This window comes from uncultured Chitinophaga sp. (assembly GCF_937874145.1).
GTDB lineage: Bacteria > Bacteroidota > Bacteroidia > Chitinophagales > Chitinophagaceae > Chitinophaga.
The window spans coordinates 1-26,149 of the sequence record NZ_CALNBI010000161.1 but is presented as its reverse complement, the minus strand read 5'-3'; the positions used below and the strand labels follow the sequence as shown (position 1 = coordinate 26,149).

Sequence of the window (26,149 nt, the reverse complement as noted above, 5' to 3'; positions counted from 1 at the left end):
TTCAATGAGGAAAATATTGCTGCTTTTCGGGGTTTTCTGCGTGGTTCTACATGCTTACACATATGCAAATGCCGGCGCTGATCCAGAGCCCAAAATTTCAATAAACGGAACTTATACATTAAAAGCCATCTTTGGCATTATTAGAACACAAACGGGGAAAGAAGTTTCCTATGCCTCAACAGTTCTCAACGATAGGCAAAAAGTAAAAGTTAATCTATCAGATGCGTCGGTAGACGAGGTATTAACCACGGTCCTCCGGGGCTTAAACCTTTCGTGGAAAAAGACCGAACAATACATAACGTTATACAAACAGGCAGAGGGGAAAGCTGGTGCCGTTGTACCACCGCCAGTTGCAGACACCGTTCCTGTTATTGTACTTACCGGTACTGTGCGGGACACGGCGGGCAATCCATTACCTGGTGCCTCCATCCAGATTCAAGGAACCAGAAAGGGTACTTCCGCTGATGGGACCGGCAGTTTTCGTATAGCTGATGTAGGCACGAACTCTATTGTTCAGGTTGGATTTACCGGATATGAAACGAAGATCGTTGCGCTTACAGGAAGCGGAATCCTGAACGTGGTACTAAACGTAGCCGTTAAAGACCTGCAAGGCGTGTCAGTGTATTCTACAGGTTATCAGAAAGTGCCGAAGGAACGAGCTACTGGATCATTCGTACAGGTAAGCAACCAATTATATAATCGAAGCGTTGGGCCAAACGTATTAAACCGATTAGAGGGTGTAACTAGCGGTGTTGCTTTCAATAAGAATGGAAATCTTCAACAAGGTCAATCGTCTATATCCATCCGTGGTAGGAGTACTATTTTGGGAAACGCAGAACCGCTAATAGTACTTGACAATTTTCCATTTTCAGGTGATATAAATTCATTAAATCCCAATGACATCGAATCAGTGACAATACTGCGTGATGCTGCGTCCGCTTCAATTTGGGGAACAAGGGCTGCAAATGGAGTAATTGTCATTTCAACTAAAAGGGGTAACGCAAATACTCGGCCTACAATTACTTTTAATGCGAATGCAACGGTTTCTGAAAAACCTAATATCTTCTACACACCACAAATGAGTAGTTCTGAATACGTGGACGCAGAAAAGTTTCTTTTTTCAAAAGGCGCATACGACATTTATTTAGGGTTCATCCCTTACTTATATAGTTCTGATGTTATAAATGTTTTATGGGAAGAAAAAAACGGAATAATTTCAAATGATGAATCAGCGAGGAAGATAAAAGAAATTTCAAACACTGATATTAGAAATGATGTGAGCAAATATATATATAAGCCACTAGTCCAACAACAATATTCAATTGGCATTTCTGGTGGTAATAATTGGAACAGATACTATTACTCTTTCGGATATGATGGCGATAATGGACAAATAGTAAAGAATAACTCTAAAAGATTTACTGTTAACGGAAAGAATTCCTTTGTTATTATAAAAGATAAAGTTGAATTATCAACTGGTTTAATATATTCAAAAACAAACAATCATAGCACATCAATCCCAAGCAGCTATAAAACACCATATGGAGAACTAAAAACTTCTGATGGAAAGAATGCTGTAATACCAGGAAATTTTCGACGTGCATTTACTGATACAACTGGATCAGGTTTATTCATGAACTGGGATTATAGGCCCTTGGACGATATTAACGATGTTGATTTAAATAATAACATCAACGAGTTTATCGGCAATGTTGATTTGAAATACTCACTTCTCAAAAATCTAAGCCTACAATTGCTATATCAATATTCAAAAGGAGGTAGTGAAAGCAGCAACTACTACAGTAACAATTCTTATTTAGCTAGAAATTTAATAAATAGTTTTTCCCAGGTTAATAATCAGGATGTAATATATCAAGTCCCTAGAGGCGCAATTTTCGACTATGCACAAACTACGCATGAATCAAACGATTTTAGAGCTAATCTAACTTTTGTTAAAAATATTCTAAAACATTCGATTAACGTAATTACTGGCGCAGAGAAAAGGTCTAATAAAATTCTTTTCGCTCCCAACCAAAGAATGTATGGATATAACAAAGAAAATGAATCCTTTGTACAGATAGACTATACCAAATCCTATCAGCAGGTAACCGGTGGTACAGCAGCAATCCCCAACAGTTCATTCGGTATCCTTCGGCAACAACAAATTGATAATAACATTTCTTACTTCTTTAATGGTAGTTATAATTATGACAATCGTTATACAGCTTCGGTAAGTGTAAGAAAAGATGAATCAAATATTTTCGGCGTCAATACGAATAAGAAAGGTGTTCCATTATATTCATTAGGATTTGCGTGGGCAATTAGCAACGAGGATTTCTATTCTGTTAGGGAGGTTCCAAGTTTAAAAATACGACTTACCTACGGCTATAATGGAAACCTTGATAAACGTACAACAGCATACCTTACCGCTACCTCTTATATAAATTTGTTTAATAACCCTAGCATTTTTATTTCAAGCCCACCGAACCCTAATCTTACTTGGGAAAAAATATCAATGGCAAATGTTGCCATTGATTTTGCATCAATTAACAATAGAATTTCAGGATCGATTGAGTATTTCAAAAAGCACGGAATAAATATGATAGGAGTTAGTCCGTTAGCGCCGTCGGATGGAATTTCACAATACCGTGGTAATAACGCGAATATGAAAGGAAGTGGAATTGATCTTTCTTTAGCCACTATTAACCTTAATACATCAATAAAATGGGTGACCAATACGCTTATAAGTTATGCCACCGATAAGGTTACAAAATTTAAAACGAAACCGGGATCTGTGAGTAGCTATATGTTGTATGGGCTTAATCCGATTGAAGGGAATCCAGTTTATTCGATTTATAGCTATAAATGGGGAGGACTTGATCCGCTTACTGGTGATCCGATTGGGATTGTTGATGGAAAGCCAAGTAAAGACTATTCCGCTATTACAGGTACTAACGACAATACAACTCTTCGATTTCATGGTTCAGCCATACCAACAGTTAATATGAGCATACGGAATACATTTACTTATAAACAAGTTGACCTTTCCTTTAATATAACAGGCAAGTTTGGCTATTTTTTTAGAAGAAATTCTTTGGATTATGGAAGTATTCTTAATCCAGCTATATCTTTAAATTTCTACAACCCCGATTACGGAAAAAGATGGAAGGCGCCAGGCGATGAATTGATAACAAACGTGCCATCAATTGTATATCCTGATAATCCCTCTCGAAGTAATCTTTACTCAATGTCCGAAATAAATGTTGAAAAAGGAGATCACATTAGATTGCAAGATATTCATTTGTCCTACTTGCTTCCAACAGAAAGAATAATACGCTTCGTAAATGAACTCCGTTTATACGCCTATATTAATAATGTTGGGCTATTATGGCGATCTAATAAGTTTGGTATTGATCCCGATTTTATACCAGGAAACTTTATAAGCTACCCAAATCCAAGATCATATTCATTGGGTGTAAGTGTAAAATTTAAATGAATTATTATGTTGAAACTTTCAAGATATATCGTTTTGATAATGGCATTTTCCACAATAGTTTCCTGTAAAAAGGATTTCCTTGATGAAAAGCCAAGCTCTGATTTGGTTATACCAAATGGTTTGTCTGATTTAGATTTGATGTTGGAAGATATAAACACCACCTTCTCTTTTAGTCCTGAAATGGGAGAGTTTTCTTCGGACGATTACTACTTGCCGAATTTAGCTAGTTGGCAAGCATTTGGTGATACGAAAATTAGGAATTGTTACGTTTGGAACACTGATATTTATGAAGGACTTACAGATATTGATGACTGGAATGTTCCTTATAAACAGATTTTTAGCTGTAACAATATTCTTAAAGTACTTTCAGGTATTAATACAACAGATGATAATCGAAATCAGTGGAAGGGAATAAAGGGTAGCGCCCATTTCTTACGAGCTTACGCATATTTTAGCCTAGCTCAAATATTTTGCCTTGCTTACGATTCCTCTACGGCAAAAGAAAAATTAGGACTTCCAATTAAAACTGATCCTGATATAAATAATAAAGTAAGTAGATCAAATTTATTTCAAACATATAATCAAATAATTTCCGATTTAAAAGAAGCAGAAACAAATATCTTTCGTGACTTTAATGACAAGAAACCGTATAAACCAACCCTCCTTACAGTTTACTCCTTATTTGCAAGAGTATATTTGACAATGGGAAATTATGAGCAAGCTGGTTTATACGCTAACAAGGCAATTTCATTAAAAAGTACTTTGATTAAATTTTCAACACTTAGTAGAACAGCTAGAAATCCTTGGCCCGTTTTACCACAAAATATAAATCCAGAAATGATTTTTTATGACAGGTTTGTAAGAAATTTTTATTTATCCTCTTCAAATTCTGCTTTATTTGTAGATAGCAATTTAATCAAGCAGTATGAACCTAACGATCTTAGAAAAACTATTTATTTTCGCTCAATTGGGAGTAACTTGTTTACGTTGAAAGCCAGTTATATTAATGCTTCTTACTGTTTTACCGGATTAGCAGTTGATGAAATGTATCTAATCAGTTCTGAATCATCTGCAAGGGCAGGTGATTTTCAAACTGCTATGAAAACACTAAATGTACTATTGAAATCAAGATGGGAAGTTGATATAAATGGGCAATCAACGTACGTGGATAAAAATGCCTCCAATAGAAAGCATTGTCTATTATAATCTCTGAAAGAAGAAAGGAACTTGTATTTCGGGGGATAAGGTGGACAGATATTAAAAGACTAAACATAGAAGGATACCAAATTACTATAAAGAGAATTTTAGACAATAAAGAATATTTATTACAACCAAATGATAAAAAATATGCCCTACCTATTCCGAAAAATGAAATTGATCTAGGGAATATTGAGCAGAACGAACGATGATTAAATAGAAAAAGACCCGGAAACTTCTGTTTCCGGGTCTTTCTTTTACAATTGCACGCGGTTTCCAGTGCATTGAACAAAAGTTCCATCCGCCTTTTTTACGTAGCGACACGTTGCCTGAGTATTTGGCTGGCATTCGTAATTGTTCAGATAGGTTCCAGGAATCTGAAAACTAGGATTGTCTATCGGTTGAGTATAACCGATGGGCGCAGTTGCACAAAGCGGGTCATCTGCAAATGCAAAGGCAGCCAACGAACCGAGGACTAAAGCTGTAGAAACGAATACTACTTTGATCTTTTTCATAACACATATTTTTTGTTGTGATTGAATAGAATTACAGATTACGGAACCTGTAAGGCAGGTTTCACCTGTCATGTGCGCACAATAACGATATTGAAAAATTTATTTGTCGGGGATGATTAACCTACCCTTGCAGGCGATGAATGTACCATCCTGCTTTTTGACATACCTGCACACTTCCGTTTCACGGTAGATACATTCGTATCGGGTATCGTATGCACCTGGAATGATAAACGCGGGATCGTTAATTGATTGCGTGTATCCCAACGCTGAAACGGAACACAACGGGTCATCTACATAAGCCAACGCCGGAATAATAGCGAGTGTAAACCCGGCTACTATCAGCAAGGATTTAGCTTTTTTCATAAGCATTTCATTTACGCCGCGAGGCGTCTTTCTGTAGATATGAAAGGTCTGTTGTGTAAGTAAATACCGATGATTCCAAGCGCCACATACGTAAGGTTAAACCAGAAATGTTCCGGCCAATCCATTGCTGCCAGGAAGCCCCCGCAGCTGCACGGTACTTTAAAGTTGTCGCGTCCAAACCAAATGATCCCGACGTACACCGTGAACACGGCCATCAGTGCCGTGGCACCATACAGGCCCCATTTCCGTGTTCGCCCCCATGCCAGTAATACACACAGCAAAATTTCCAGTGACGGTATAAACCAGGTTAAAAAAGGGGCAAACATGGTATCAAAAGGCTGATTCCACATTTGCTGATACGTTTTGTCGTAGTGTATCAGCTTACTCACCCCAGCGTACATAAGCATAACGATGTAGAGGAATACAATCACCTCCAGGGCAATAGCGCGTCTTTTCATGGTCAACGTCAATAAAGGTTTGCAACAATGGCTTTACGGCATCAGGTAACATAACGTGTTCGTAAATCCAATTCAAAAATCCTCAATTTATGCTGCGCCTGGTTATCATTTGTTGATTGCTGTATTCATCCGCTATACTTTTAGTAACGTACCCGGCAACCCCTTATCTTTTCGTACCTGGCTGGGCGTAGCCTGGTAGTACCTGAAAAACGCACGGGTGAAGTTGGATTTGGAATTGTACCCCAGTTCGTCGGCTATCTCCGTAATGGTCCTTTCGGTATCCACTATAAGCAGAAAGGCTTTTTCCATCACCCGCAACCGCAGGTAATCCATGAAATGAATCTTGAATAAATAATGGAACTGCCTGGAAATTGTAGAAGGTTCGATGTGGTACTGCTTTGCCAGTACTTCCAGAGAAAACACTTTGATGTTCGGGTCATTACTGATAGCCTGCTTTATTTGGAGTAAAGTTTCCTTGTACACGGAATGCGGCAGGTCCTCCGTACTCCGGTCTTCCAGGATCGAGGAATTCGCCTGTACCAGTAATTGCAACAGCTGCGTTTTTAGTTTTAACGCGGCACCCGCTGATCCATCACAAGCAAGGAATTGATGTATCAATTGCCGCAACTCATAGGTAAGGGGGAATGTTACTAACGGAAGGCCCGCCTGCGGGCTTTCCCGGATATAAGTCAGCGCCTCGTTAAAATCTTTGAGATCCTGCGACAACTCTTCCAGCAGGTGGTCCGTAAACTCTACATGGAAAGAAATAAAGGGTGCGGCACCTATCGTTGCCAGGTTGGCACCTGGCACCAGGTAAAAAATGCCTGCCATACCTTCTTTCAAAATGTGTATGTGGCCACCGCCGGCCATCTTCCCCAGCGCATTGCCCTGTAAAGTGAACTGCAACGCAATTGTCGGTTTGCTGGCAACGATCTGTACCTGTTGCGATGCCTGGAAATGCAGGTAATAGTAATGCAGCGTAAAGTCACGATGAAATAACTTTGCTTTGGCGGCCCATCCATCGGGGTATTCCCGGTAGTCTAAGGTTAACCATCGGGGAAGCAATTTTTTTAACGCTACAGGCAATGGCCGGGGCCTTCCATTGTCAATGCCGCCAGCAAAGGGTTGAACAAGGAGCTCCATAACGGAATAAGGTTTAGTTTTTCATTTATCACGGGTTCAAACGCCTTACAATTTACAAATTTAATAGCGCAAACACCGGCTGAAAAACTTTGTGCCACTGCAACACGGATGCAGGAAAAAACGCTATGGGCCTACTCAAACCACTGATCCGGCATGAAATATTTCGGTGAACAATCCAACGCTTTTGCCAGATCATTCAGCATACGGATACTGAACGCCTTACCGCGTTTATGGCTTTCAAACTGGCTGATATAGCCTTCTGATTTATTCAACCGGAAAGACAAATCTTCCTGGCTTAACTTCAATTCCTCCCTTCGCTTCTTGACCTGTGCTATTACGTATATATCTATCGCTGAAATCTTCGGCATACTATTTTTTGCCGCAATCAAATCCGGTATTTCGTAGAAAATACATAACTATAGTTATGTATTTATGTGGATTTTTGTTAAATTACTGCTGGTAAAGGGTAAAGGAACAAAAAAAACTTTCTGCTACCTCCACTTAATATCCAAAAAAATACTTCTATGAATTCAGGTTAAAAAAATATTACTTTGCGAGCCTAAAATATTTCGCATTGTCATCCTCTTATCACCTGTGTAGCTTGGCGGCAACAGGGAGTAAGTAGCGATGCCTGCGTTCCATCACATGGGCGCAGGCTCGCTTGTATGTGTATCCGTTGCCGCCAAGCTACACGGTTCGCTGCAAGTCTGAGCCCTGCGCCCTCCCTATGTCAAGGAAGGCCCTCGCTCCACCAAACTTTACTGAACAAGGCACGCCGCTTATACTTATCGAACCATTTCGGAGAAATTGCCGTATATTATATGTGTTCTTCCGGGCACCCCCCATGCACTGTTGAATTACATTCTCCAATTAGACGTAAGAGGTTAGGAATCATCGCCGTTCAGCTAGTTTGCGGATAATTTTATAATTTTGCTAATATGAACACCGATCCGCTCCTGCAACAATTGAAGGAAGGAGATCCTGGGGCTTTGAAGAATCTCTATACCACCTATTTCAACATGCTCTATGCAAAGGCATTCAGCATTGTAGGTGATGAGTTTATAGCCAAGGACCTGGTTCAAAACTGCTTCCTGGAAGTGTATGAGAAAAAGACGTACTTGCAGGTTCACACATCCCTGCAGGCGTACCTTATGGTCAGCATCCGCCGCCAATGCTTTTTGTTCATCAAAGAGCAACGGCGTAAAAACGCCCAAATGAGCCGCTACTTGCTAACCCTTGAAAAACCTACCGATTTCATTTCCGAGCAAATCAAAGAAGAAGAAAGGGCATACCTGGACAAAAAAGTAAACAAAGCATTGGGCAAATTATCGCCACAGGAAATGAAAGTCGTGGAGAGTGTGGTATTTCAAGGGAAAACCCACAAAGAAGCGGCCCAAAGCAACGGCATGAATGCTGGCACCCTGCATACTTACATCTACCGGGCATTTGGAAAGTTGAAAAAATATGTTTCAGCCTCATAACACTATTTTCGATGAATAATGAACAAAAGGCGTATTACGAAGGACTGATATTGCGCAATTACTATAACGAACTTTCACCCGTTGAGCAAATAGAGCTGCACAGTGCTTTGCAGAACTATTCACAGGTGCGGGCGATCCATAACAACCTCACGCAGTTCCTGCAAAAGAACCGGCTGCCTGATAAATTGGAGCAGCAGGCTGTACTCGCTGAATATGAAAAATTTGAACATAAGATCGATATACAACGGGTAGACCGTCGCTTATGGATGGTAGCCGCCAGCGTCATTTTGTTGGCAGGGGCCTCGATAGCATTTTTTTTATTCCGTCATATTCCAGGGGGCGATAAAGTAGCGCCAGGACCGCTTGCCGGCGTCCAGCTTAAACTATCCGACGGCTCCACCCAGCTACTGGATAAAGACATTATGATCGCCAACAACGGCTTTATTAAAGCCAATAAAGATACCTTAACCATCATTGACCATGCAACAGGTCAGGGCATGAACGAATTGATCGTGCCAGCTACCTACGATTATACACTGGTCCTTATGGATGGATCTACCGTTCACTTAAACGCCGATTCCAAATTGCGCTTTGCCAATGATAACAGCAATAGTCAGGAAGTGTACCTGGAAGGGGAAGCCTATTTTGAAGTGATGCCAAACGCGAAACGGATATTCTACGTGCATTATCCCGGTGGTACAGTGAAGGTGTTAGGTACCAGCTTCAATGTAAACACGTACACACGGGGGCAACCTGTAACGGTTTTAGTTGCTGGAAAAGTTGACCTGATCGCCCAAGACAGCAGCCACGCGCAGCTCACACCGGGTAATGCAGGCATTTACGTGGCGGGTAAATGGCAAATCGAACCCGTTGACACGATGCAGGCATTGGCCTGGCGGCAGGGCATCCAGTATTTTGACAATGCGCCGTTGATTGATATTATTCCTACGATTCAACGGTGGTTTAATATGAAAGTGGAGTTATCAGCCGCAGCCGCGGAGGTTAAAATTACTACCCGCATAAACAAGCACCGGCCGGTAACAGAGTTCTTGGACATGTTGAGTACAACGTCCGGACTGAAATACAATCAGCAAGAAAACATCATCAGTATTCATCAATAGCCCTCACCAATATGTTTGTAAGTTTCAGATTTACAGCGTTTTAACATGCAAAGACATAATAATTCGTTATCTTAACCTGGCTAAAGTTTACCTCAAATGCCCAACCCTGCTATAGAGGACCTTTCTAAAGAAGCGGTCTTTTTGAAAAAAATCAAAACAGGCGATCTGATAACCTGGCAGTTCTTTTACGTCGCTAACCGCGACATTTATATTCGCTGCTTTTTATGGATGGGCTGCACGCCTATCACCAGTTACAGCATGGTGCAACGTTTTTTTGTAGAGCTGCTCATAACGGAAGCATACAAAACATTCAACAGTACTTCCTACCAACTGTTGAAAAAAGAAGTGTACCGGGAGTTAAAGAAGTTCTCAAAGAAAGCGGCACCTCCGAAAAGGAAAAGGCTGTTCAGCCTCATGGGAAAGTAAGCGTTATTCTGTCACTTCCTGCTGGTAAAATTGCCTTGCTTTCTCAATCGAAAGCGCAGACCGCGCTTTGAGCAATTCCAGCGTGGCTTGTTGCAAATCGGCTTCGGCTTCCAACAATGCTTTTCGGCTGATCCTGCCAGCACCAAACTGCACCTGGCGTAATCGCAGCAACGCCTGCGCCGCCTTTTCCTTTTCCCCGGCTATCTGCATTGTTTCACTGGCTGTCTGAATGTGCGCCGACAATTCCTGCCGCGCCAGTTCGAGATTTGCCGCGGTCAACTGTTCCTGGTATTGCGTCGCCGCCAGCCGTGACTTCAACGCTGCCATTTGAGTGCGCTTTACCCCGCCATCAAAAATAGGTACTGTGAGCCCTATGGTGGCGTATCCACTGATAAAAGATGATTGGGGCAGCAAACCGCCTCCTTTTCCGGCAGACCCCAACCAGTAATAAGGGCCACCGGAAAGTCCGATCTTTGGAAGGCCCGCGGCCTTCAACAAATCTATCTCCACCTGCAGCTGTTGGGTATGTAAGATGGCCTGTCGTGCCGCGGGATGCAGCGCCGTATTGTTCACAGATCCGGTTAGCACAGCTTCCCCCTTTTCAGACCACTGGCCCGTACTAATTTCCACGCCGGCCGTATCGACGCCCATTAAAAAGCATATCCTGGCTTTTAACAATTTTAACTGGTTAGTCAGTTGACGGCACTGAACCGTATTTTCCATAAGGGCAATGGTGAGTAACAAAGAATCCTCTTGCTGCACGGTACCTGCGCGGATACCTTCTTTTATTTCAAAGAGGTTTCGCTCGATAGCCCGCGCACGGGTGTTTATCACTTCCATTCCAGCAAATGCCGACTGGTATTGCCAAAATAATTTTTCGGTGCTGAACAATACTGCATTGATCCGGGCGTCCAAATCTACCTGCGCCGCTTGCTGCACCAGTTCCGCCCCGCGGGTTTTTAGCCGGTTGTAACCACCGGCATATAAGAGTTGTTCAACGCCTATGGCCCCAATGCCTCCATAGGGAACCAGTATATCTTTCACAGGCGCCCCGGCAGCAAAGCCATACACATTGCCCGCAATTTTCGGCGCAGCCGAACGCCTCAACGCCGTAACGGACTGCATACTGTATTTTACCTGCTCCTTATTGCTTTTAATACCTAAATTATTTTCCAGGGCTTTGGCTTTGCAGTTCTCCAGGTCCAGTACCTGGGCTTTCACCGGAACAACAGCAAAGAGGATGATGATAAATAGAGAAATAGCCGCGTACCTGCGTGGCCGTGTGAAACGCGCCGCCGGTTTTTTGTACCACATCGATAATAAAACCGGTATTACAATAAGCGACTTATCTACGGAATACAGTATGCCAAATGCGATCACGGTCGCTAGTGGCGCCCACATCGGTGATCCACCTGCTATCATGGTAACCAATCCTAAAGAAGCAACAACGGAGGTCAGCACAACAGGCCGCATCCTGCGTTTGGAGGCTTCTTTGCAAGCATCTTCTATACCATGTCCTGCTTTCATGTATAAAATGGCGTATTCCAATTTGGTGATGGCATTGCGTAGTACCATAGCTATCAAGGCAAGCAAACCAACTCCTGCCATAAAGCCCAACGGATACTGCATAATAAACAGCCCCAAAGCGGCACCGGGAATACTTAGTATAAATGTCAGTACTACGAGGGCTGCCATTACAAAACTCTTATAGACAAACAAGGTGAGTAAGAATATAATAAACAACCCAGCCAGTATAGCGGTAACCAGTCCAGGTAAGTTTTCTAAAATAGTAGCTATTTCGCCGCCGTAAGTTTGGGTATATCCATTGGGCAGCTTTATGGCTTTTACTCTTTTATCCACTTGCCGGAAAACATCAAAAGCAGTAATGCCTTTTTGCGCTTCTGCCCGAACCGTAAGCACCCGTTCACCATTGCGGTGAGTAATGGTCGCCGTGTGATTTTTTAACCGGAAGTTAACGGCATCGCCCAGCGTCGTCATGCCCCCATTAATAGAACGTACGGGAACCATACCCGTGCCTTCTCCCTGTCCGTCTGCTTTTGCCAGGTGTAGCACCAGGTTAACCTTTTCATCATTCTCATAAAACGATCCAGCCGGGATGCCATCACTAGCTGCCTGAATAACATAGCCTATTGCCGACTTAGGCACCTGAAAGTCACCAGTAACCGAACTTTTCGCAACAACGTCAAGTCCGGTATAATCACGTCCAAAAGAGGTACGTATATAATTTATGCCCTCAATATTTCTTATACTATCACAAATTTCAGCACCGATTTTTTTGAGTACCTCTAAATCATTCCCCGCGATGTGAATTTCAATGGGCGCCTCGGTCTGATTGAAATTAAGAGGTCGCACCTGTATATCCACACCGGGAATACTACCTTCCAGGCTGTCCACGTACTTGCGCGATAGGCGCCGGGTGCTGGCAACATCCTGCGTTGAAATAAAAAGTTGTGCAAAATTTTCATCAGCAAAAGCCGGAGCATAGGTAACATGAAACCGGAAGGCGGAAACGCCCAGGAAAGTAGTTACGTCCTGTACGCCATCGTCTTCCCTGATTTTCTTTTCCAGTTGTGCCGCTACAGCGCGGGTCTGTGCCAGGCTGGCATTGACCGGTAAATTGACCAGCACATTAAATTTATCAATGTCTGCATTCGGAAAGAAAACGAGTTTAACAAAGAACAGCAATATGATCCCTGCCACAGTGGAGGCAAAGGACGCAACTATTACTTTCCTCTTGTTGTTAAATGCCCAATCAATGAGTTTGTCGTATTTATTCTGTAGCAACTTACTCCACCGACTTTCCTTGTGTGCAACCTCAATTTCCTTGCGACGAAGCAACTCCCATTTTGCCGTGTAAAAGCATAAAACAGGGGTGATAAAAATGGCTACCAGGTACGATGCTCCCACGGCTACGGCCACCGTTATAGGCAGGGTAATCATAAACTCCTTTGCCAGCCCCACGGTAAACCACGCCAGCGGGAAGAAGATCACCATAATGCACACCGTTGCCAGTGTTAAAGGCCGCAACAGCAAATGCGCCGACTTCCAGGCAGCAGTCCTTATACTGTACCCTTGCCTGAGCAAATCGAGGAAATTGTCTGCCACTACAATAGCATCATCCACAACAAGGCCGAGAGAAAGAATCAACCCTGCAAGCGACACTTGTTGAAAAGGAATGCCCATCAGGCTAAGAATTGCTATCGCCATAAATATTGAGATCGGGGCGGCGATTGAGGATACCACTGCCGTTCGGAATGGAAGACTTACCATCAATACAAAGGTGATTACGATGAACACCACCAAAAATTCTTTGGAAAATTGATTCATAGTATAGTGAACATATTCGGGTTCACTTACCACCTTTTTGATGTCAATGTCCTTTGGCAGATTCGCCCGCAGAAGCGCTATTCGCTCGTCAAGCTGTTCCCCGATTTTTACTTCGTTAATATGCGCCTTTAAATTGATCCCAAGCATGATAGCATTTCCCTGTGTTCCAATAGCCATCTTCTGCCTGCTGTACACCCTGGTCACATCTGCAACCGCCGCAAGCGGGATGTTTTTGCCCAGGCCAACGGCAATAGGAATATTTTTTATGGCCTCTACGCTATGAAGCGTACCCCCAACTGTATAGGGCAAATTGTATCCTCCATCGGCGAAACTTCCACCAGCCTGCTGCTGGTGACTTACTGCCACTCCCTGCAACAGATTTTCCAAATCAAGTTGGTATAACTTCAATTTTTCCGCGCTGGTGGTTATGCTGATTTCCTCCGTTTGTTCGCCAATCTGCCGGACACCGGCCACGCCTTCCTGTTTTGCTACACCCAGGCGAATAAAATCAGCGAACCGTTTTACTTCGCGTGGCGAGTGTTCGCGTGAGGATACCACCAAAATCACCTGCGTGATTTTTGACCAGTCGTTTTGAATAGTAGCACCGTGAAAAGGTCGTTTGTTCAGTTCAAGTTGCAGGTCACTCCAAAACTGGGTAGGATCGCTAACATCGGGGTTTAATTCAACCTTTATGTTAGAAAGACCAGGACGGGATTCGGATTCTGTTTTTTCACGGTTAATCTCTTTAAAGGTAGCCAGGTATGCTTCCAGTTTGTTGGTTACTTCCTGTTCCACCTCCAAGGCAGTGCCGCTGCCGTATTTCGTTACAATGGCCCCCTGCAAAGGCCGGATAGTGGGGTCGGCCTGCCTGTCCATTACAAAGAGTTGCAAAACGCCATAGGCCACTACCAACGCAAAAATGCTTACTACAATGGACCGGTACCGAATTGACCACAATGGAATATTATTCAGTTTCCGCATAGCTTAATATTGATTAGGTACAGGGGTAACAGGTTTATTATCCAGATTCGCAGGTCCAGCCAGTACTACACTATCACCAACAAGCAAGCCCTCTATGGCGGGCTGGTTTACTTTCCCACCGGCGCCTTTCACGCTGATAAAGGTTTGCCTGCACGTATCGTTGTGAATGGAATAAACGTAGGTCCGTCCGCTGTCATCCAGGTGTATAGCTGCCTGCGGTAAAACCAGCACCTTTGTTCGCTGGCGCGAAAAAGTCACGGAAACGGCTGTTGCCGGGGGGAGCGGCGACTGCGATCCGTACAAACTGATCTTCACCCGGAATTGTTTATCAGTGGGATCAGGCACCGGATTTATAAAATCAATCTTGCCATCTAAACGGCCTGTATCATCACCCGCGCGGCTGATGATACAGGACATGCCCTCGTTAAGTTGGTTACGGATATTAACCGGAACAATACAAACAATTTTCAACGGCTCTTTGCGCATGAACTGAAAGATTTTCTGCCCTGGGTGGATAAACGCACCTACATCCACGAACCGCGCCGTAATAATGCCATCCGCACGCGCGTATAATGTAGTTTGTTTTTGCTTGACGACCGCCAGCTTTTCGGCTGCAAGGGCGGATTCGAGCTGGTGAAAATCTTCCCGGTACGCTGCGCGGGCAATACTGCCGGTACTGTCCAACTGCCGGGAGGTGGCAAACCGTTCCTGGGCGGCAGCCGTTGCTGTGGACGCCGCGGCCGTGGAAGCTGCATACATTGTCTGCTCCAATTGCGCCAGGCGCTGCCCGCTTTTGACAATAGAACCTTCCTGCACGTACAGGCGTTCAACCATACCCTCCGTGGAAAATCCAAGATCAGTGGTAAATGGTAATTCTACGGCACCCGGCAGGATAACGGGGCTTTCCGTAATTTCTTCCCCTACGACGGTAACCGTAACGCGGTCCGCAACTGTTTTCGTGGTTTGCTCTGATGATGTACTACATGCTGAAAGCAAGACAGTTATTAAACATAAGGAATAGACAAATAGATGAAGGCGATTAAACATGCTTTTGGAATTTTACAACAAGGCTATTACTACCAGGATGGGTGGGGAACGGGTGAACGCCCCGGTAATAAGTACAATGGGGTAAATGAAAATGGGTATGGGCTAATAATTATTTCTTAAAAAAGAACCAATAAAGTAAAAGGGCAATCAAAATAATACCAACAATTAAATAGAAACGGAGGAACTTGCGGTTGAGGCGTTTTACCTTCACCCGCGAAATTACTTCCTCCCAGCCATCAACACGTGACTTGGGCGTAAAGAACCCTTTGGAAATATTGCGGTTCATCCGCTCCAACTGTTCTGCCCACAGTGCGGCAACCTCTGTATTGGAGGCAATCAATTCATCTACTATCGCTTCATCCGATTCACTGATAACACCCGCTGCCTTTTGCATCAGTAGATCCAGTACCACTTCTCTAGTAAGTTTCATTGGAGGGTATCTGCGTTTTTATACAGTTGATCGCTTTTTGTACATACTGTTTTACCGAGTGTACGTTGATATTGAGCGTGGCGGCAATCTGCTTATACTTGAAACGGTTAAAATAGGCTTCGGTAACGCTTCGTAACTTCTGTGGCATGTGCAGTACAACGTCGTCCATCCGTTCAAAAACCTGGTCTGAAAAGTGGGGTAACTGGTGTTGCCCGCAGTATGCTTGGTACGCCCGCAGCTTTTCGGCTTCCTTTTTCTTCTTATGCAGAAAATTGATGGCCCGCTGCCGGCACATCAGTTTTAACAGGTGAACCAACGAAGTAGACGTTTTATAGTACTGTTCTGTAAATAAAGTGATAAAAACAGTTTGCACAACATCGGCCACATCATCGCTATCGTCTACCAGCGCATTGACACACTGAAAGCAATAAGCGTAGTATTTATCGTATATGTCTTTAAATACAGCATCCAGATTTTCACCTTTTTGGAGCCGTGCTAAGAGTTCATTTTCTTTGGAGAACACGGGAATTCATATTGGTTGACCGAACGAAATATACCATTTATTTTACTTTATTAGACAAAAAATCCGGTACGCGGCCGTACCAACATTTGCCGGTTTTATACACTATAGGGAAAACAGTATAATGAAATTTGTTCTCTTTTCCTGTATGTTGCTTATGGCGGCCACTGGCTTTGGTCAGATTGTAACTATATCCGGCCGGATAGACGGATTGGAACCCGCGGATTCCGTGGAATTGCTGCTGTGGAAGAATCTGCCAGAAATCAGCCAGGCATCCAACATGCCCCACGTCCGCCAGGCAGTAGCGGCCCCAAAAGGCAACTTTCGGTTCACCAGCGCGGGGCTTTCCAAACCCGGTTACTTTACCCTTAACATCCTGAAACCGGAGAAGAAAACCATCTTATTAAACTATTATTTAATAGAAACAGGTGATGCTATTGATCTGCGTTTCACGTCCTCCGCTCATGCGTTTACTCCGCAGCAGTATCCTACCTACATGCAGCAGCTACCGTACGACTTAATCGCCAAGGGTAACGGGACCGCCAAAATAATGACGCAGTGGAAGCTGGAAAAAGCCACCGGCAGTATGCTGTTATCCAACAACGCGGCCGAGGTGCCTTCCATCTTTAATCCTGCCTATTCGGCCACGCTTTCGGAGCTGGGCAATTTTGAAAAGAAGTTGCACCTATTGGATTCCATGAAGCACCATTCCCTGGCAGAACTGCAACGTACTGCCGGTTCCTTTACACCGGATGCCCTGAACCTTACCACCCTGAACATAATCACGCATTTTAATTACTCAAAACTGCGGGAATATGTTACAAAAGCCTGGTTGTTGGGCTTGCAGAAAAGAGATACCCTGCTGCCGGCGTTACAGGCGATCTACACCCGCATGATCCGAACAGACACCACCCCCGGCAACCTTACCCGGTATTATCCGTTGGCTCCGCTGTGGTTGAGCTACACCGTAGAGCGTACCTACCAGGATGAAAAAGTCCAGCATTCTACCTTGAAAATAGACAGTCTGGCTATCCTGTTGCAACGTTACCCCGGTAAAGACCTGCAGGAATACCTTACCACCAATCACCTGATAACCATGTATGGAACTGGTGGCTTTAAGGGCCTCGATTCCGTGGCGCGAAGTTATTTCGACGGAATGCAAGATCCCACCCTGAAAGAAATACTATTCCCGTATGTGCAGCTTTCCAAAGGTGCTTCTGCCTTTCCATTTTCGCTACCCGACAGCGCAAATGCCTACCATGCGTTGGCTGATTACCGGGGGAAAGTAGTGTTTATAGACTTCTGGTACACCGGCTGCGGCGCCTGTATTTCCTATTACAAGCATACCTTGAAGGATGTGGAAGCGCAATACGCAGGAAATGACAGCACCGCTTTTTTCACCATCAGCATTGACCGCCAGCTGCCGCTATGGAAAAAGTCTTTACAAACCGGCAACTTCACCGGTGAACACGCCATCAACCTGATTACCGAACAACGGGGTACGGAACATCCCATCATTAAATACTATAAAATACAGGGATACCCGGCGCCGCTGTTAATTGATAAGAACGGAAAGATATTTGCTAAAGGCCAGGAACTACGCACGAAAGAAGGGCTTTCAGCCAGCATTACCGCAGCATTACAGTACCACGAATAAAATAGCATAAACCGAGGCGCTGGGCTTAACCTACGAATTCGCTGATAAACTCAACTTCGGTGTATTCATCGGCCAGGACTGGATGTTTGGCGCAAACAAAAACTGGTATTACCAGGGCAAGCCCTGGATCGGCCTTGGCGTCGGTTTTAAGTTCGAGTAATACCGATTAATGGCACACCTCCCCATGACTGCATTACTGTCGCAGGCACTTTATGTAACTTCCTGAAAGTCTTTTGAAATCGCTTTGGCAAAAAATGGGCTGCTTTCTCGTAAAGCGCCCATTTTGCATTGTGCCTGAAAACGTCTGCATCACGATAAGAAGTTACTGTTGTTTAGCTTTTTACAGCGGTATGCTGCATTTATGCGTTATAACTTTTAATTTGTGATACATAAATATGTATCTATGTGATAACTAGATAATTATAAAGGAAAAGTGAAGCGGGACTATACCAGAAATGAAGGAAATACGTTATATTAGCTAACCACCCGGTTAACAGGGGAAAAATTTTAACCAGTCTATTATTTGTGTTTGTTTAGCCTAAAAACGGAATTACCCATGATAATGAACGAGTTATCCAATGTAGAAAAATGGCTTACGACGATTAATCCCGACCAGTTAATTTCCCTGCCTGTTGATCAACCACAGCTGAAAGAGGAACTGGCCTGGCTGGCGGCTGAGAGTTACCGCATCAAAGGTGACTTTCAGACGCGCTTCCACGACTATAAAGTGCGGCACGCGCATGATTACATCCGCAAAAATCAAATGAGCCTGCTTAGATTACTGGACCAGATCGAGGATTTTTTACAGCAAGCAGCAACCGCCAACGTTCCTGAACTGATGGCCTTCTACGAAGACGTGTACCTGCACGTGGAAAAGATCCTGCTGCACCTTACCCGGTACTACAGCGCGGTAATAGATGACAGCCTTCCGATGCCGGCGCGGTACACCGCGCACAAAAGGGCGAAATTATTGCCTGATTACGAACAACTGTTGCAACTCTATGAACATCCGGGCATTCAAAAGCCATTGCTGGATGTGGTTTTCAGGCCCTTGAAAGCGTTTTTTCAGCGTGATTCACTGGTATTTACCTTTCAACAGTGCAATTATTTCAAAATATTCATGGGGGAACTGCTATCCCTCCTGGACGTTGCTGCCCGTTTTACCACGGAACCCGGCCCCCAGCCGGTGAACGGGAACGGATATACAGCCGTTAACGGGGAGCACCTGAACGGCGAAGATTTTCCCGAAATGGATGATCTCAACTGGCAGCTACATTACAAGCTGCATTTTCTCAATTTTAATAACCTGGAATACCGCAACTTTTGCACCCGGCAGCTGCACACGAAATTGGAAGCCATGTCCTCACTGGCAAAAAAGGTGGAGCGTGTAAACTGGTACATCAGCACCGAACGGCGCCAACATACCAAACCAGGCGTAGCGCTGGAACCCGGTTTGCCCGTTATCAGCGAGCAAATATTGCGGGTGATCGAGGAAGAATACAAGTACCTGCTGGAACAGGACAATTTATTGAGCCCCAAACAGGCACGCCCATACGAAAACGGTTTTACCAAACTCAAATTGCGGTTAACTTCCCTGGAACTGGCACAATTCGCCGCCGCCTGCGAAGAAGCGGGCATGCTGGAAGGCAAAAAAGTGGACATTATCAATTACCTGGCCCGTAATTTCATTTCCGAAAATGGGGAAGAATTGCAGGAATCCTCCCTGCGGACGCAGTATTATGCTACCCGTCACAACCCGGCCGCTTATCAGCGCCTCATTGACTGGCTGCAAAAAGTGCAAGATATACTGGCTGTAAAAATCAATAAAACTGCCTTAACGATATTTTGGGTAATTACTGGTAATTGCTTTTGGTGGTAATTATAGCCCGCACCGCTTGGGACTTTGTTTTGTGGTTATAGAGGCAATCATAACCATAAAATGAAAAGCTATGCAAATGACCCATCCTATTTGGAATGCCCTCCAAATAAACCTTAACCATGAACAGACCACCGAACAGGCGAGCATCGCCCGCATCAACCGCTGCCTCCACCTGGTACAGACTGCCCTTTCCGACTTAAAGAACCTCGTCTTGCAAACTGGCTTCAAAGACCCTGCCGAAGAAATTGAATTTTTTAAAGAGGATCTGCCCCGGTTCTATGCCATGTACCTCCATTACACCCGTATCCACCAGATAGAAACACGCATGCCACCTGGTAAAGAAAACCAGTTGAAGTTTCTCGAAAAGGAAATCAAACGGCTGGCCTTCTACTTTGAACAAAACGCCGATTGGGTACTGTACTACCGCAGCGGCGCTACACACCTGGATGAACGCTATTTCCTGCGCCAAACCACTAACGGTTTTCCCACCGTGTATTGCCCGGTAGTGCTCGATCTGCGCTTTACCACCTACGGCACGTATCCTTTTTCAAAAATTCAATCCCTGGAACTTACACAAACCTACCTCGATCAGAAAATGGCTGTGCTGCGCAATTACCCCTTGCGTACCGACACGTCCAAACCCAAAGCCATGCTGCGCTGGACGGGTTCCAAATCCGACCTGATCGAACTGCTGTATGCCCTGCATTCCTCCCGGCTATTCAACAACGATGAATACCTGGACGTTCGCCAGATCGCTACCTGGCTGGAAACAACGCTCAACATCGACCTGGGCAACTACTACCGCGTATTCCAGGGCATCCGCATCCGGAAGAAAAGCCGTACGCAATTCCTCGATACGTTGAAGGAAAACCTGATCCGAAGAATGGACGATGCCGATGAACATCCGCGCAACTAAATCTTCCAGCTAACAGTTCTGGTGTAAGAAACCCCTCTCCGGCAACCGCATATTTGTGATGTAAACAAGCAACAACATTGTTACACCAAAATATGATCGTTATGCTGGAAAATATTTCATGGTCCCAATTTATACTTTTTACAGGTGCTGCCCTGGCCGTTTATTATGTATTGCTCGTTGTGGTGTTTGGCAAGAAAGCGGGGAAGGGCAATTCATCGGCCGGGCAGCTTCCTGTATTGTCTACCCGTAAACGGGTATGGCAACCACAGGACACCGAAGAACCGGCGGAAGTACCCCTGCCTGTTGGAGAACCTGTACAAACATCAAAGCAGGTCATTTCCGCGGAAGAAGAATTGTTTGATCTGCTGGAAACACTGGCAGACGAAATTCAGGAAATGGTCAGTCAATCCGACCGCAACGACTGGCACACGCTGCGCCCGCAGCTGCAACAACTGGTTGCCAGTTATCCCGTTTTGCACAATGAACCCTACCGCAAAGCCATCATTACCCATACCGAAAAATGTGTAAAAGACTATCTCGATATGGAGTTGCCTGCCGATACGTTAACCGGCGTATGGCGCCAGTAGTGCCGCGGTGTTGCCCCTTTGTGTAATTCAGAAATATAAAATAGTGTAGAATGAAAAGTGATGTTGTAAAATTTTTGAGAAGCCGGCGCTTCTCCAGGGAAAATATTGCCCTAACTGTTTTGGTAATGGCGCTGCTGGTGAATTGCGCCGAGGTGTTTGCCCAGGCCGGCGGCAACGGGAATGCCGGTATCACTGCCGCAGAAACGCAAGTTAAAGGCTATTTCAGTACCGCCGTCAATTTGGTCTACGCCATTGGCGCTATCGTTGGCCTGGTGGGCGCTGTGAAAGTCTTTAACAAGTGGAATTCAGGCGATCAGGACACCGGCAAAGTGGCGAGCGCGTGGTTCGGCTCCTGTATTTTCCTGGTAGTAGTTGCGACGGTATTAAAAGGATTCTTCGGCGTATAACGCGGGTTTTATTAGTGTCCAATTTTTAACAGTTACCAATATGGGCGAAGTAAGAGAAGTACCGGTGATTCATATTCAGCAAGGCAGTTTCAAAGCGACTTTCGTGGTGGATATACCGAACAATGGGATAAAAAATGTAATGCCTCCTTTCAATGCCATTGCTTTCACGCAAATGGATTATGCGCCAAACTACGAGGACTATATTTTTTTACTGGACAAGCAAACCGGCGAACAGTTTCATCCACCGAATGGCGCCCACTTTCTACCGGCTAGTGTAATCGCTGTGAAGATTCCGAATGAGCGCGTGCTCGATCCCGAAGGGATGAAGTTGCATCATGGCGGATGGCCCGACTGGTTGAGTGAATATAAACAGCGCAGTGAACACGAAGCTGTTATTATTCCGGTTCATAAAATTGGATATAAACTAATAAAGCCACGTAACGTTCGTGAACCAACGAAAAGAACTGGTAACGTGAAAATGAAATCGTGATGACGGGTGTGTTTACCATCAACAAAGGCATCAACAAGGCAATTGAGTTCAAGGGTATCAAAGCGCAATACCTTGTCTACCTCGTGATTGGGTTAATCAGCTTGTTGATTGTCTTTGCGGTATGTTATATGGCGGGAGTGCCTACTTACGTGTTGATTCCGGGTGTGTTGCTGTTGGGTATAGTGCTTTTCTCATGGGTATCCCGGTTCTCACACAAGTACGGCCAGCATGGCTTGATGAAGCTCGCTGGTTACCGACAGGTTACTCCTGCCATTACATGCCGAACTAGAAAAATGTTCTTTGACATATTGAAAAATAAGAAGTGATGATTGTAGTTGTAGCGTGTGCATTGGTGGCGCTGGCCGCCCTCTTATTGCATTTAAAAGAAGAAACATCAAAAACGCTGTCACTTGAAAAAGTGCTGCCGGTGTATAAAGTGGAAAGTGATTTGATCCTTTCCAAACATGGGGATGTAACCTGTGCCTTTAAACTTGACCTGCCGGAGATTTTCACGCTCTCCAATACCGAATATGACACCATTCATCAGGTATGGTTAAAAGCGTTGAAAGTACTTCCGGCAGGCACTATTATTCATAAGCAGGATTGGTTTTGCAAACAGGCATACCAACCGCCCGCGGATCAACCGGAACAAACCTTCCTGGCTCAAAAGAGCAATACCTATTTCACAGGAAGGCCGTTCCTCGCGCATTCCTGCTACCTTATGCTTACCCGTAAAGCCGCTAACCGCAAGCCTGCCAGCTCGATGTTTTCCAACCTGCTGCGCCCCTTGCTGCATGCGCAACCGGCTAACCTCAAAGCGCTCGGCGATTTTGTAGACAAAGCCAGTCAGTTTCAAAAGCTGCTTTCCGAAGGCGGTTTTATCAAAGTCGAACGCATGAAAGATGATGCGCTGGCCGGTACCGCGGAATATCCGGGCTTGCTGGAACGCTACTGTTTTTTGCTTTCCGAAGCGGAAGAACCGATGATCCGCGACGTAACCTTCAAACCGGAATGGAAAATCGGTGACCGGTATTGCAATATGTATGCGCTAAGTGATGTAGAGGATTTGCCAGGTGTGTGCGGCAGCAAAATGGTATATGACAAGTTTTCCACCGACAAAACGCGCTTTCCCATAGGCTTTGCCGCACCTGTTGGCCAGTTGCTTTCCTGCGATCATATCTACAACCAAGTAATTACTATCGAGGATACACAAAAGACGTTAAAGCAATTGGAAAGTAAACGCCGGCGCCTCCAATCACTGGCTGCTTACAGCCGCGAAAATGCTTACAGCATGGAGGCGACCAACGCCTTTTTAAATGAAGCCGTGAGTGAACAGCGCCAGCCGGTAAAAGCGCATTTTAATTTGATTGTGTGGACAGAGAACAGGGAACAGTTGGGCGAGCTGCGTAACCAGGTATCTGCTGCTATTGCACAGATGGATGGTACGCCGAGGCAGGAGGTGCATGGAGCCCCACAGGTTTTTTGGGCCTGCCTGCCCGGCAACGCAGCCGATTGCCCCGTAAATGACATGCTGGACACCTTTGCTGAACAGGCGATCTGTTTTCTCAACATGGAAACAGCCTATCGTTCCGCATCCCCGCAAGATGGCATCCGCTTTTCAGACCGGCTATCCGGCCGCCCGGTATATGTAGACCTCTACAACGGGCCTCGTAAAGCGGGTATTACCAGCAACATGGGAACCCTCGTTTGCGGCACCAGCGGCGGCGGCAAGAGCATGACGGTCAACCATATCTTGCGTACCCTGTTCGATCAGGGCGCCCACTGCGTTACCGTCGATATTGGCGGTAGCTACAAAGGGTTGTGTGAACTGGTAAAAGGGTACTACTTCACGTACGAAGAAAGTAACCCCATTAAGTTCAATCCGTTTTATCTTACCGAAGGCGCCACGCTGGACACGGAAAAGAAAGAAAGCCTGAAAAGCCTGCTGGTAGCCCTTTGGAAGCAGGACAACGAAAATTTCAACCGCAGCGAATATGTAGCTTTATCCAATGCGCTGCAAGGGTATTACCTCCATCTGGAAAAATACCTCGACATTTTTCCCTGCTTCAACAGCTTTTACGAATACCTGGAAACCATTTACACCCAGGAACTAAAAGCCTTCAACGTAAAAGACCGCGATTTTGACGTAAATAATTTCCTGTACGTACTCAGGCCGTTTTATAAAGGGGGCGAATTCGACTATCTGCTGAATGCGACCGAAAAACTGGATGCCTTCAATCAGCCGTTCGTGGTTTTTGAACTGGATAACGTCAAGGATCATCCTATACTTTTTCCAGTTATTACCTTGATAATCATGGAATTATTTATTAGCAAAATGCGCAAACTAAAAGGCGTGCGCAAAGTGCTAACCATTGATGAAGCATGGAAGGCCATTGCCAAATCAGGCATGGCGGAGTTTTTGAAATACGCCTTTAAAACCATCCGTAAATTCAACGGCGTACCGATTGTTATTACCCAAGAGCTGGACGACTTGATTTCATCGCCCATTATCAAGGACGCCATCATTAACAATGCGGATATAAAGATTCTCATGGACATGCGCAAGTTTGTGAATAAGTTCGACAAACTGCAAGACGTGCTGGGCATGAGCGAGAAGGGAAAAAATATACTGCTTTCCGTGAACAAAGATAACCGCGAAATATTTATCGACATTGGCGGCCAAATCATGAAAGTGTATAAAAACGAATTGTGTCCGGAAGAATACTTTTCCTACACCACGGAAGGTAGGGAACGGGTGATGGTGCTGGATTATGCAGAGCGGCACGGCAGTATGGAGGCCGGTATTGAAGCACTCATAAAAGACAGGAAAACAGCGTAAAAACCGGGTATTTTTTAGTAAATTCAGGGATAAACAATTTCACTATGAAAAAAATGCTTTTAACTATTGTTTCTGTTACCACCGTGTTAGGATGCTTTTATGGGTGTGCCAGCAAAGGCAATCTGAAAGCGATTGAAGGCGAATACGTTCGGTACGATAAAACAGAACGCGCCATTGTAAAAGACCAGTATTTCATTACACTGTTTAATGAAAAGACGGGGCAGGTATCCATCAACCGAATCGCGAATATTACCCGTATCGTTGATGGTCAACCGCAAACGCCTTCCGTTAAAACAGATAACTATACCGGCTTTTATCTCCCGGATGATGACAAATTAACCATCAACGAACGGGGGTTAGACTTTAAGGTGAATTTAAAAGACAGCACCCTATCGGTTCCCAATGAAGTGTTTAAAAAAGTGAGTTCCAACACCGCTCCCTGAATTACGCCCGCTTTATCATATTCCATGCACGTATGCAGCCACTCCCTATAGGCTATTTGCATACGTGCATGGATCAAGTGAACACCTTTTTTAGTTAACCTACTCCCTACCAAGCCCACACCACACTATTTCCCGCTTCTTATTTTTCGATATGTGACCGCCCTCGCAGTCATCAGGTACTTATTGTGTCAAATGAAAATGTGTACGAATGAAAAAGTGTATCTGGTTATCCATAATCGTATGCCTGTTCACCATTATGCCCACCAAACGCAGTCACGCAATTGTGTGGGTGGTGGTCAAAGCGGCAGCAAAAAAAATTATTAAGGCCATCGACCTGCAGGTGCAGCGCCTGCAAAACAAAACCATCGGCTTGCAGAATGCGCAACGCGCCGTAGAGAATACGCT

General features: G+C 44.7%; 23 protein-coding genes and 1 pseudogene. 15 read left to right on the top strand and 9 right to left on the bottom strand.

From position 1 onward, the window contains the following. Positions 1-4: 4 nt before the first annotated feature. Complete coding sequence (locus Q0510_RS07595; RefSeq protein ID WP_298709730.1) at positions 5-3,496, top strand: SusC/RagA family TonB-linked outer membrane protein; 3,492 nt, start codon at positions 5-7, stop codon at positions 3,494-3,496. A 6-nt stretch (positions 3,497-3,502) separates the two neighbouring features. Continuing rightward, positions 3,503-4,702, top strand: coding sequence for a RagB/SusD family nutrient uptake outer membrane protein (locus Q0510_RS07590; RefSeq protein ID WP_298709728.1), 1,200 nt, complete (start codon positions 3,503-3,505; stop codon positions 4,700-4,702). A 248-nt stretch (positions 4,703-4,950) separates the two neighbouring features. Here Q0510_RS07590 and Q0510_RS07585 read toward each other — a convergent pair whose 3' ends face one another. The 5 genes from Q0510_RS07585 to Q0510_RS07565 form a co-directional block, all read right to left on the bottom strand. Next, positions 4,951-5,208 (bottom strand): hypothetical protein, encoded by a 258-nt coding sequence (locus Q0510_RS07585; RefSeq protein WP_298709727.1) that lies wholly within the window; start codon positions 5,206-5,208, stop codon positions 4,951-4,953. 99 nt (positions 5,209-5,307) lie between these two features. Continuing rightward, positions 5,308-5,571: a hypothetical protein gene (locus Q0510_RS07580; protein ID WP_298709725.1), complete on the bottom strand. Its 264-nt coding sequence runs from the start codon at positions 5,569-5,571 to the stop codon at positions 5,308-5,310. 11 nt (positions 5,572-5,582) lie between these two features. Continuing rightward, positions 5,583-6,029, bottom strand: coding sequence for a MauE/DoxX family redox-associated membrane protein (locus tag Q0510_RS07575; protein ID WP_298709723.1), 447 nt, complete (start codon positions 6,027-6,029; stop codon positions 5,583-5,585). Between the two features lie 132 nt (positions 6,030-6,161). Then, positions 6,162-7,172, bottom strand: a complete 1,011-nt coding sequence (locus Q0510_RS07570; RefSeq protein WP_298709721.1) for an AraC family transcriptional regulator — start codon at positions 7,170-7,172, stop codon at positions 6,162-6,164. Between the two features lie 131 nt (positions 7,173-7,303). Continuing rightward, positions 7,304-7,540, bottom strand: a complete 237-nt coding sequence (locus Q0510_RS07565) for a helix-turn-helix transcriptional regulator (protein WP_298709720.1) — start codon at positions 7,538-7,540, stop codon at positions 7,304-7,306. Between the two features lie 570 nt (positions 7,541-8,110). Here Q0510_RS07565 and Q0510_RS07560 point away from each other — a divergent pair. From Q0510_RS07560 to Q0510_RS07550, 3 genes are all read left to right on the top strand, one after another. Next, complete coding sequence (locus Q0510_RS07560) at positions 8,111-8,653, top strand: RNA polymerase sigma factor (protein WP_298709719.1); 543 nt, start codon at positions 8,111-8,113, stop codon at positions 8,651-8,653. 11 nt (positions 8,654-8,664) lie between these two features. Next, positions 8,665-9,774 carry a FecR family protein gene (locus Q0510_RS07555; protein WP_298709717.1) on the top strand — a complete coding sequence of 370 codons (1,110 nt, stop codon included), beginning with the start codon at positions 8,665-8,667 and terminating at the stop codon, positions 9,772-9,774. Between the two features lie 96 nt (positions 9,775-9,870). Then, positions 9,871-10,200 carry a hypothetical protein gene (locus tag Q0510_RS07550; RefSeq protein ID WP_298709716.1) on the top strand — a complete coding sequence of 110 codons (330 nt, stop codon included), beginning with the start codon at positions 9,871-9,873 and terminating at the stop codon, positions 10,198-10,200. Positions 10,201-10,203: 3 nt separating this feature from the next. Here Q0510_RS07550 and Q0510_RS07545 read toward each other — a convergent pair whose 3' ends face one another. The 4 genes from Q0510_RS07545 to Q0510_RS07530 form a co-directional block, all read right to left on the bottom strand. Then, positions 10,204-14,529 (bottom strand): efflux RND transporter permease subunit, encoded by a 4,326-nt coding sequence (locus Q0510_RS07545; RefSeq protein ID WP_298709714.1) that lies wholly within the window; start codon positions 14,527-14,529, stop codon positions 10,204-10,206. 3 nt (positions 14,530-14,532) lie between these two features. After that, complete coding sequence (locus Q0510_RS07540) at positions 14,533-15,576, bottom strand: efflux RND transporter periplasmic adaptor subunit (RefSeq protein WP_298709712.1); 1,044 nt, start codon at positions 15,574-15,576, stop codon at positions 14,533-14,535. A gap of 109 nt (positions 15,577-15,685) precedes the next feature. Continuing rightward, complete coding sequence (locus Q0510_RS07535) at positions 15,686-16,006, bottom strand: hypothetical protein (RefSeq protein ID WP_298709711.1); 321 nt, start codon at positions 16,004-16,006, stop codon at positions 15,686-15,688. Continuing rightward, positions 15,993-16,529, bottom strand: coding sequence for a sigma-70 family RNA polymerase sigma factor (locus Q0510_RS07530; protein ID WP_298709709.1), 537 nt, complete (start codon positions 16,527-16,529; stop codon positions 15,993-15,995). Before Q0510_RS07530 ends, Q0510_RS07535 begins: the two co-directional genes overlap by 14 nt. Positions 16,530-16,755: 226 nt before the next feature. Between Q0510_RS07530 and Q0510_RS07525 the strand changes: the two genes are divergently transcribed. The 10 genes and pseudogenes from Q0510_RS07525 to Q0510_RS07480 form a co-directional block, all read left to right on the top strand. Then, positions 16,756-18,183 (top strand): TlpA disulfide reductase family protein, encoded by a 1,428-nt coding sequence (locus Q0510_RS07525; RefSeq protein ID WP_298709707.1) that lies wholly within the window; start codon positions 16,756-16,758, stop codon positions 18,181-18,183. A 556-nt stretch (positions 18,184-18,739) separates the two neighbouring features. Then, the gene (locus Q0510_RS07520) at positions 18,740-20,062 is read left to right on the top strand and encodes a hypothetical protein (RefSeq protein ID WP_298709705.1); all 1,323 of its coding nucleotides are present in this window, start codon (positions 18,740-18,742) and stop codon (positions 20,060-20,062) included. Between the two features lie 76 nt (positions 20,063-20,138). After that, positions 20,139-20,978, top strand: a complete 840-nt coding sequence (locus Q0510_RS07515) for an RteC domain-containing protein (protein WP_298709703.1) — start codon at positions 20,139-20,141, stop codon at positions 20,976-20,978. Between the two features lie 92 nt (positions 20,979-21,070). Continuing rightward, entirely contained in the window at positions 21,071-21,565 is a 495-nt protein-coding gene (locus tag Q0510_RS07510; protein WP_298709701.1) for a hypothetical protein, read from the top strand. A gap of 125 nt (positions 21,566-21,690) precedes the next feature. Then, positions 21,691-21,972, top strand: a complete 282-nt coding sequence (locus tag Q0510_RS07505) for a DUF4134 domain-containing protein (protein ID WP_298709781.1) — start codon at positions 21,691-21,693, stop codon at positions 21,970-21,972. Between the two features lie 40 nt (positions 21,973-22,012). Next, entirely contained in the window at positions 22,013-22,462 is a 450-nt protein-coding gene (locus tag Q0510_RS07500; RefSeq protein WP_298709699.1) for a hypothetical protein, read from the top strand. Then, on the top strand, positions 22,462-22,788 hold the full coding sequence (locus Q0510_RS07495) for a DUF4133 domain-containing protein (RefSeq protein WP_298709698.1): 327 nt from the start codon (positions 22,462-22,464) through the stop codon (positions 22,786-22,788). Before Q0510_RS07500 ends, Q0510_RS07495 begins: the two co-directional genes overlap by 1 nt. Further along, positions 22,788-25,301, top strand: a complete 2,514-nt coding sequence (locus Q0510_RS07490) for a TraG family conjugative transposon ATPase (RefSeq protein WP_298709696.1) — start codon at positions 22,788-22,790, stop codon at positions 25,299-25,301. Before Q0510_RS07495 ends, Q0510_RS07490 begins: the two co-directional genes overlap by 1 nt. A gap of 44 nt (positions 25,302-25,345) precedes the next feature. Continuing rightward, positions 25,346-25,744, top strand: a complete 399-nt coding sequence (locus Q0510_RS07485; protein ID WP_298709694.1) for a hypothetical protein — start codon at positions 25,346-25,348, stop codon at positions 25,742-25,744. A gap of 208 nt (positions 25,745-25,952) precedes the next feature. Then, positions 25,953-26,149 (top strand): annotated as a pseudogene (locus tag Q0510_RS07480) (hypothetical protein); the annotation flags it as partial.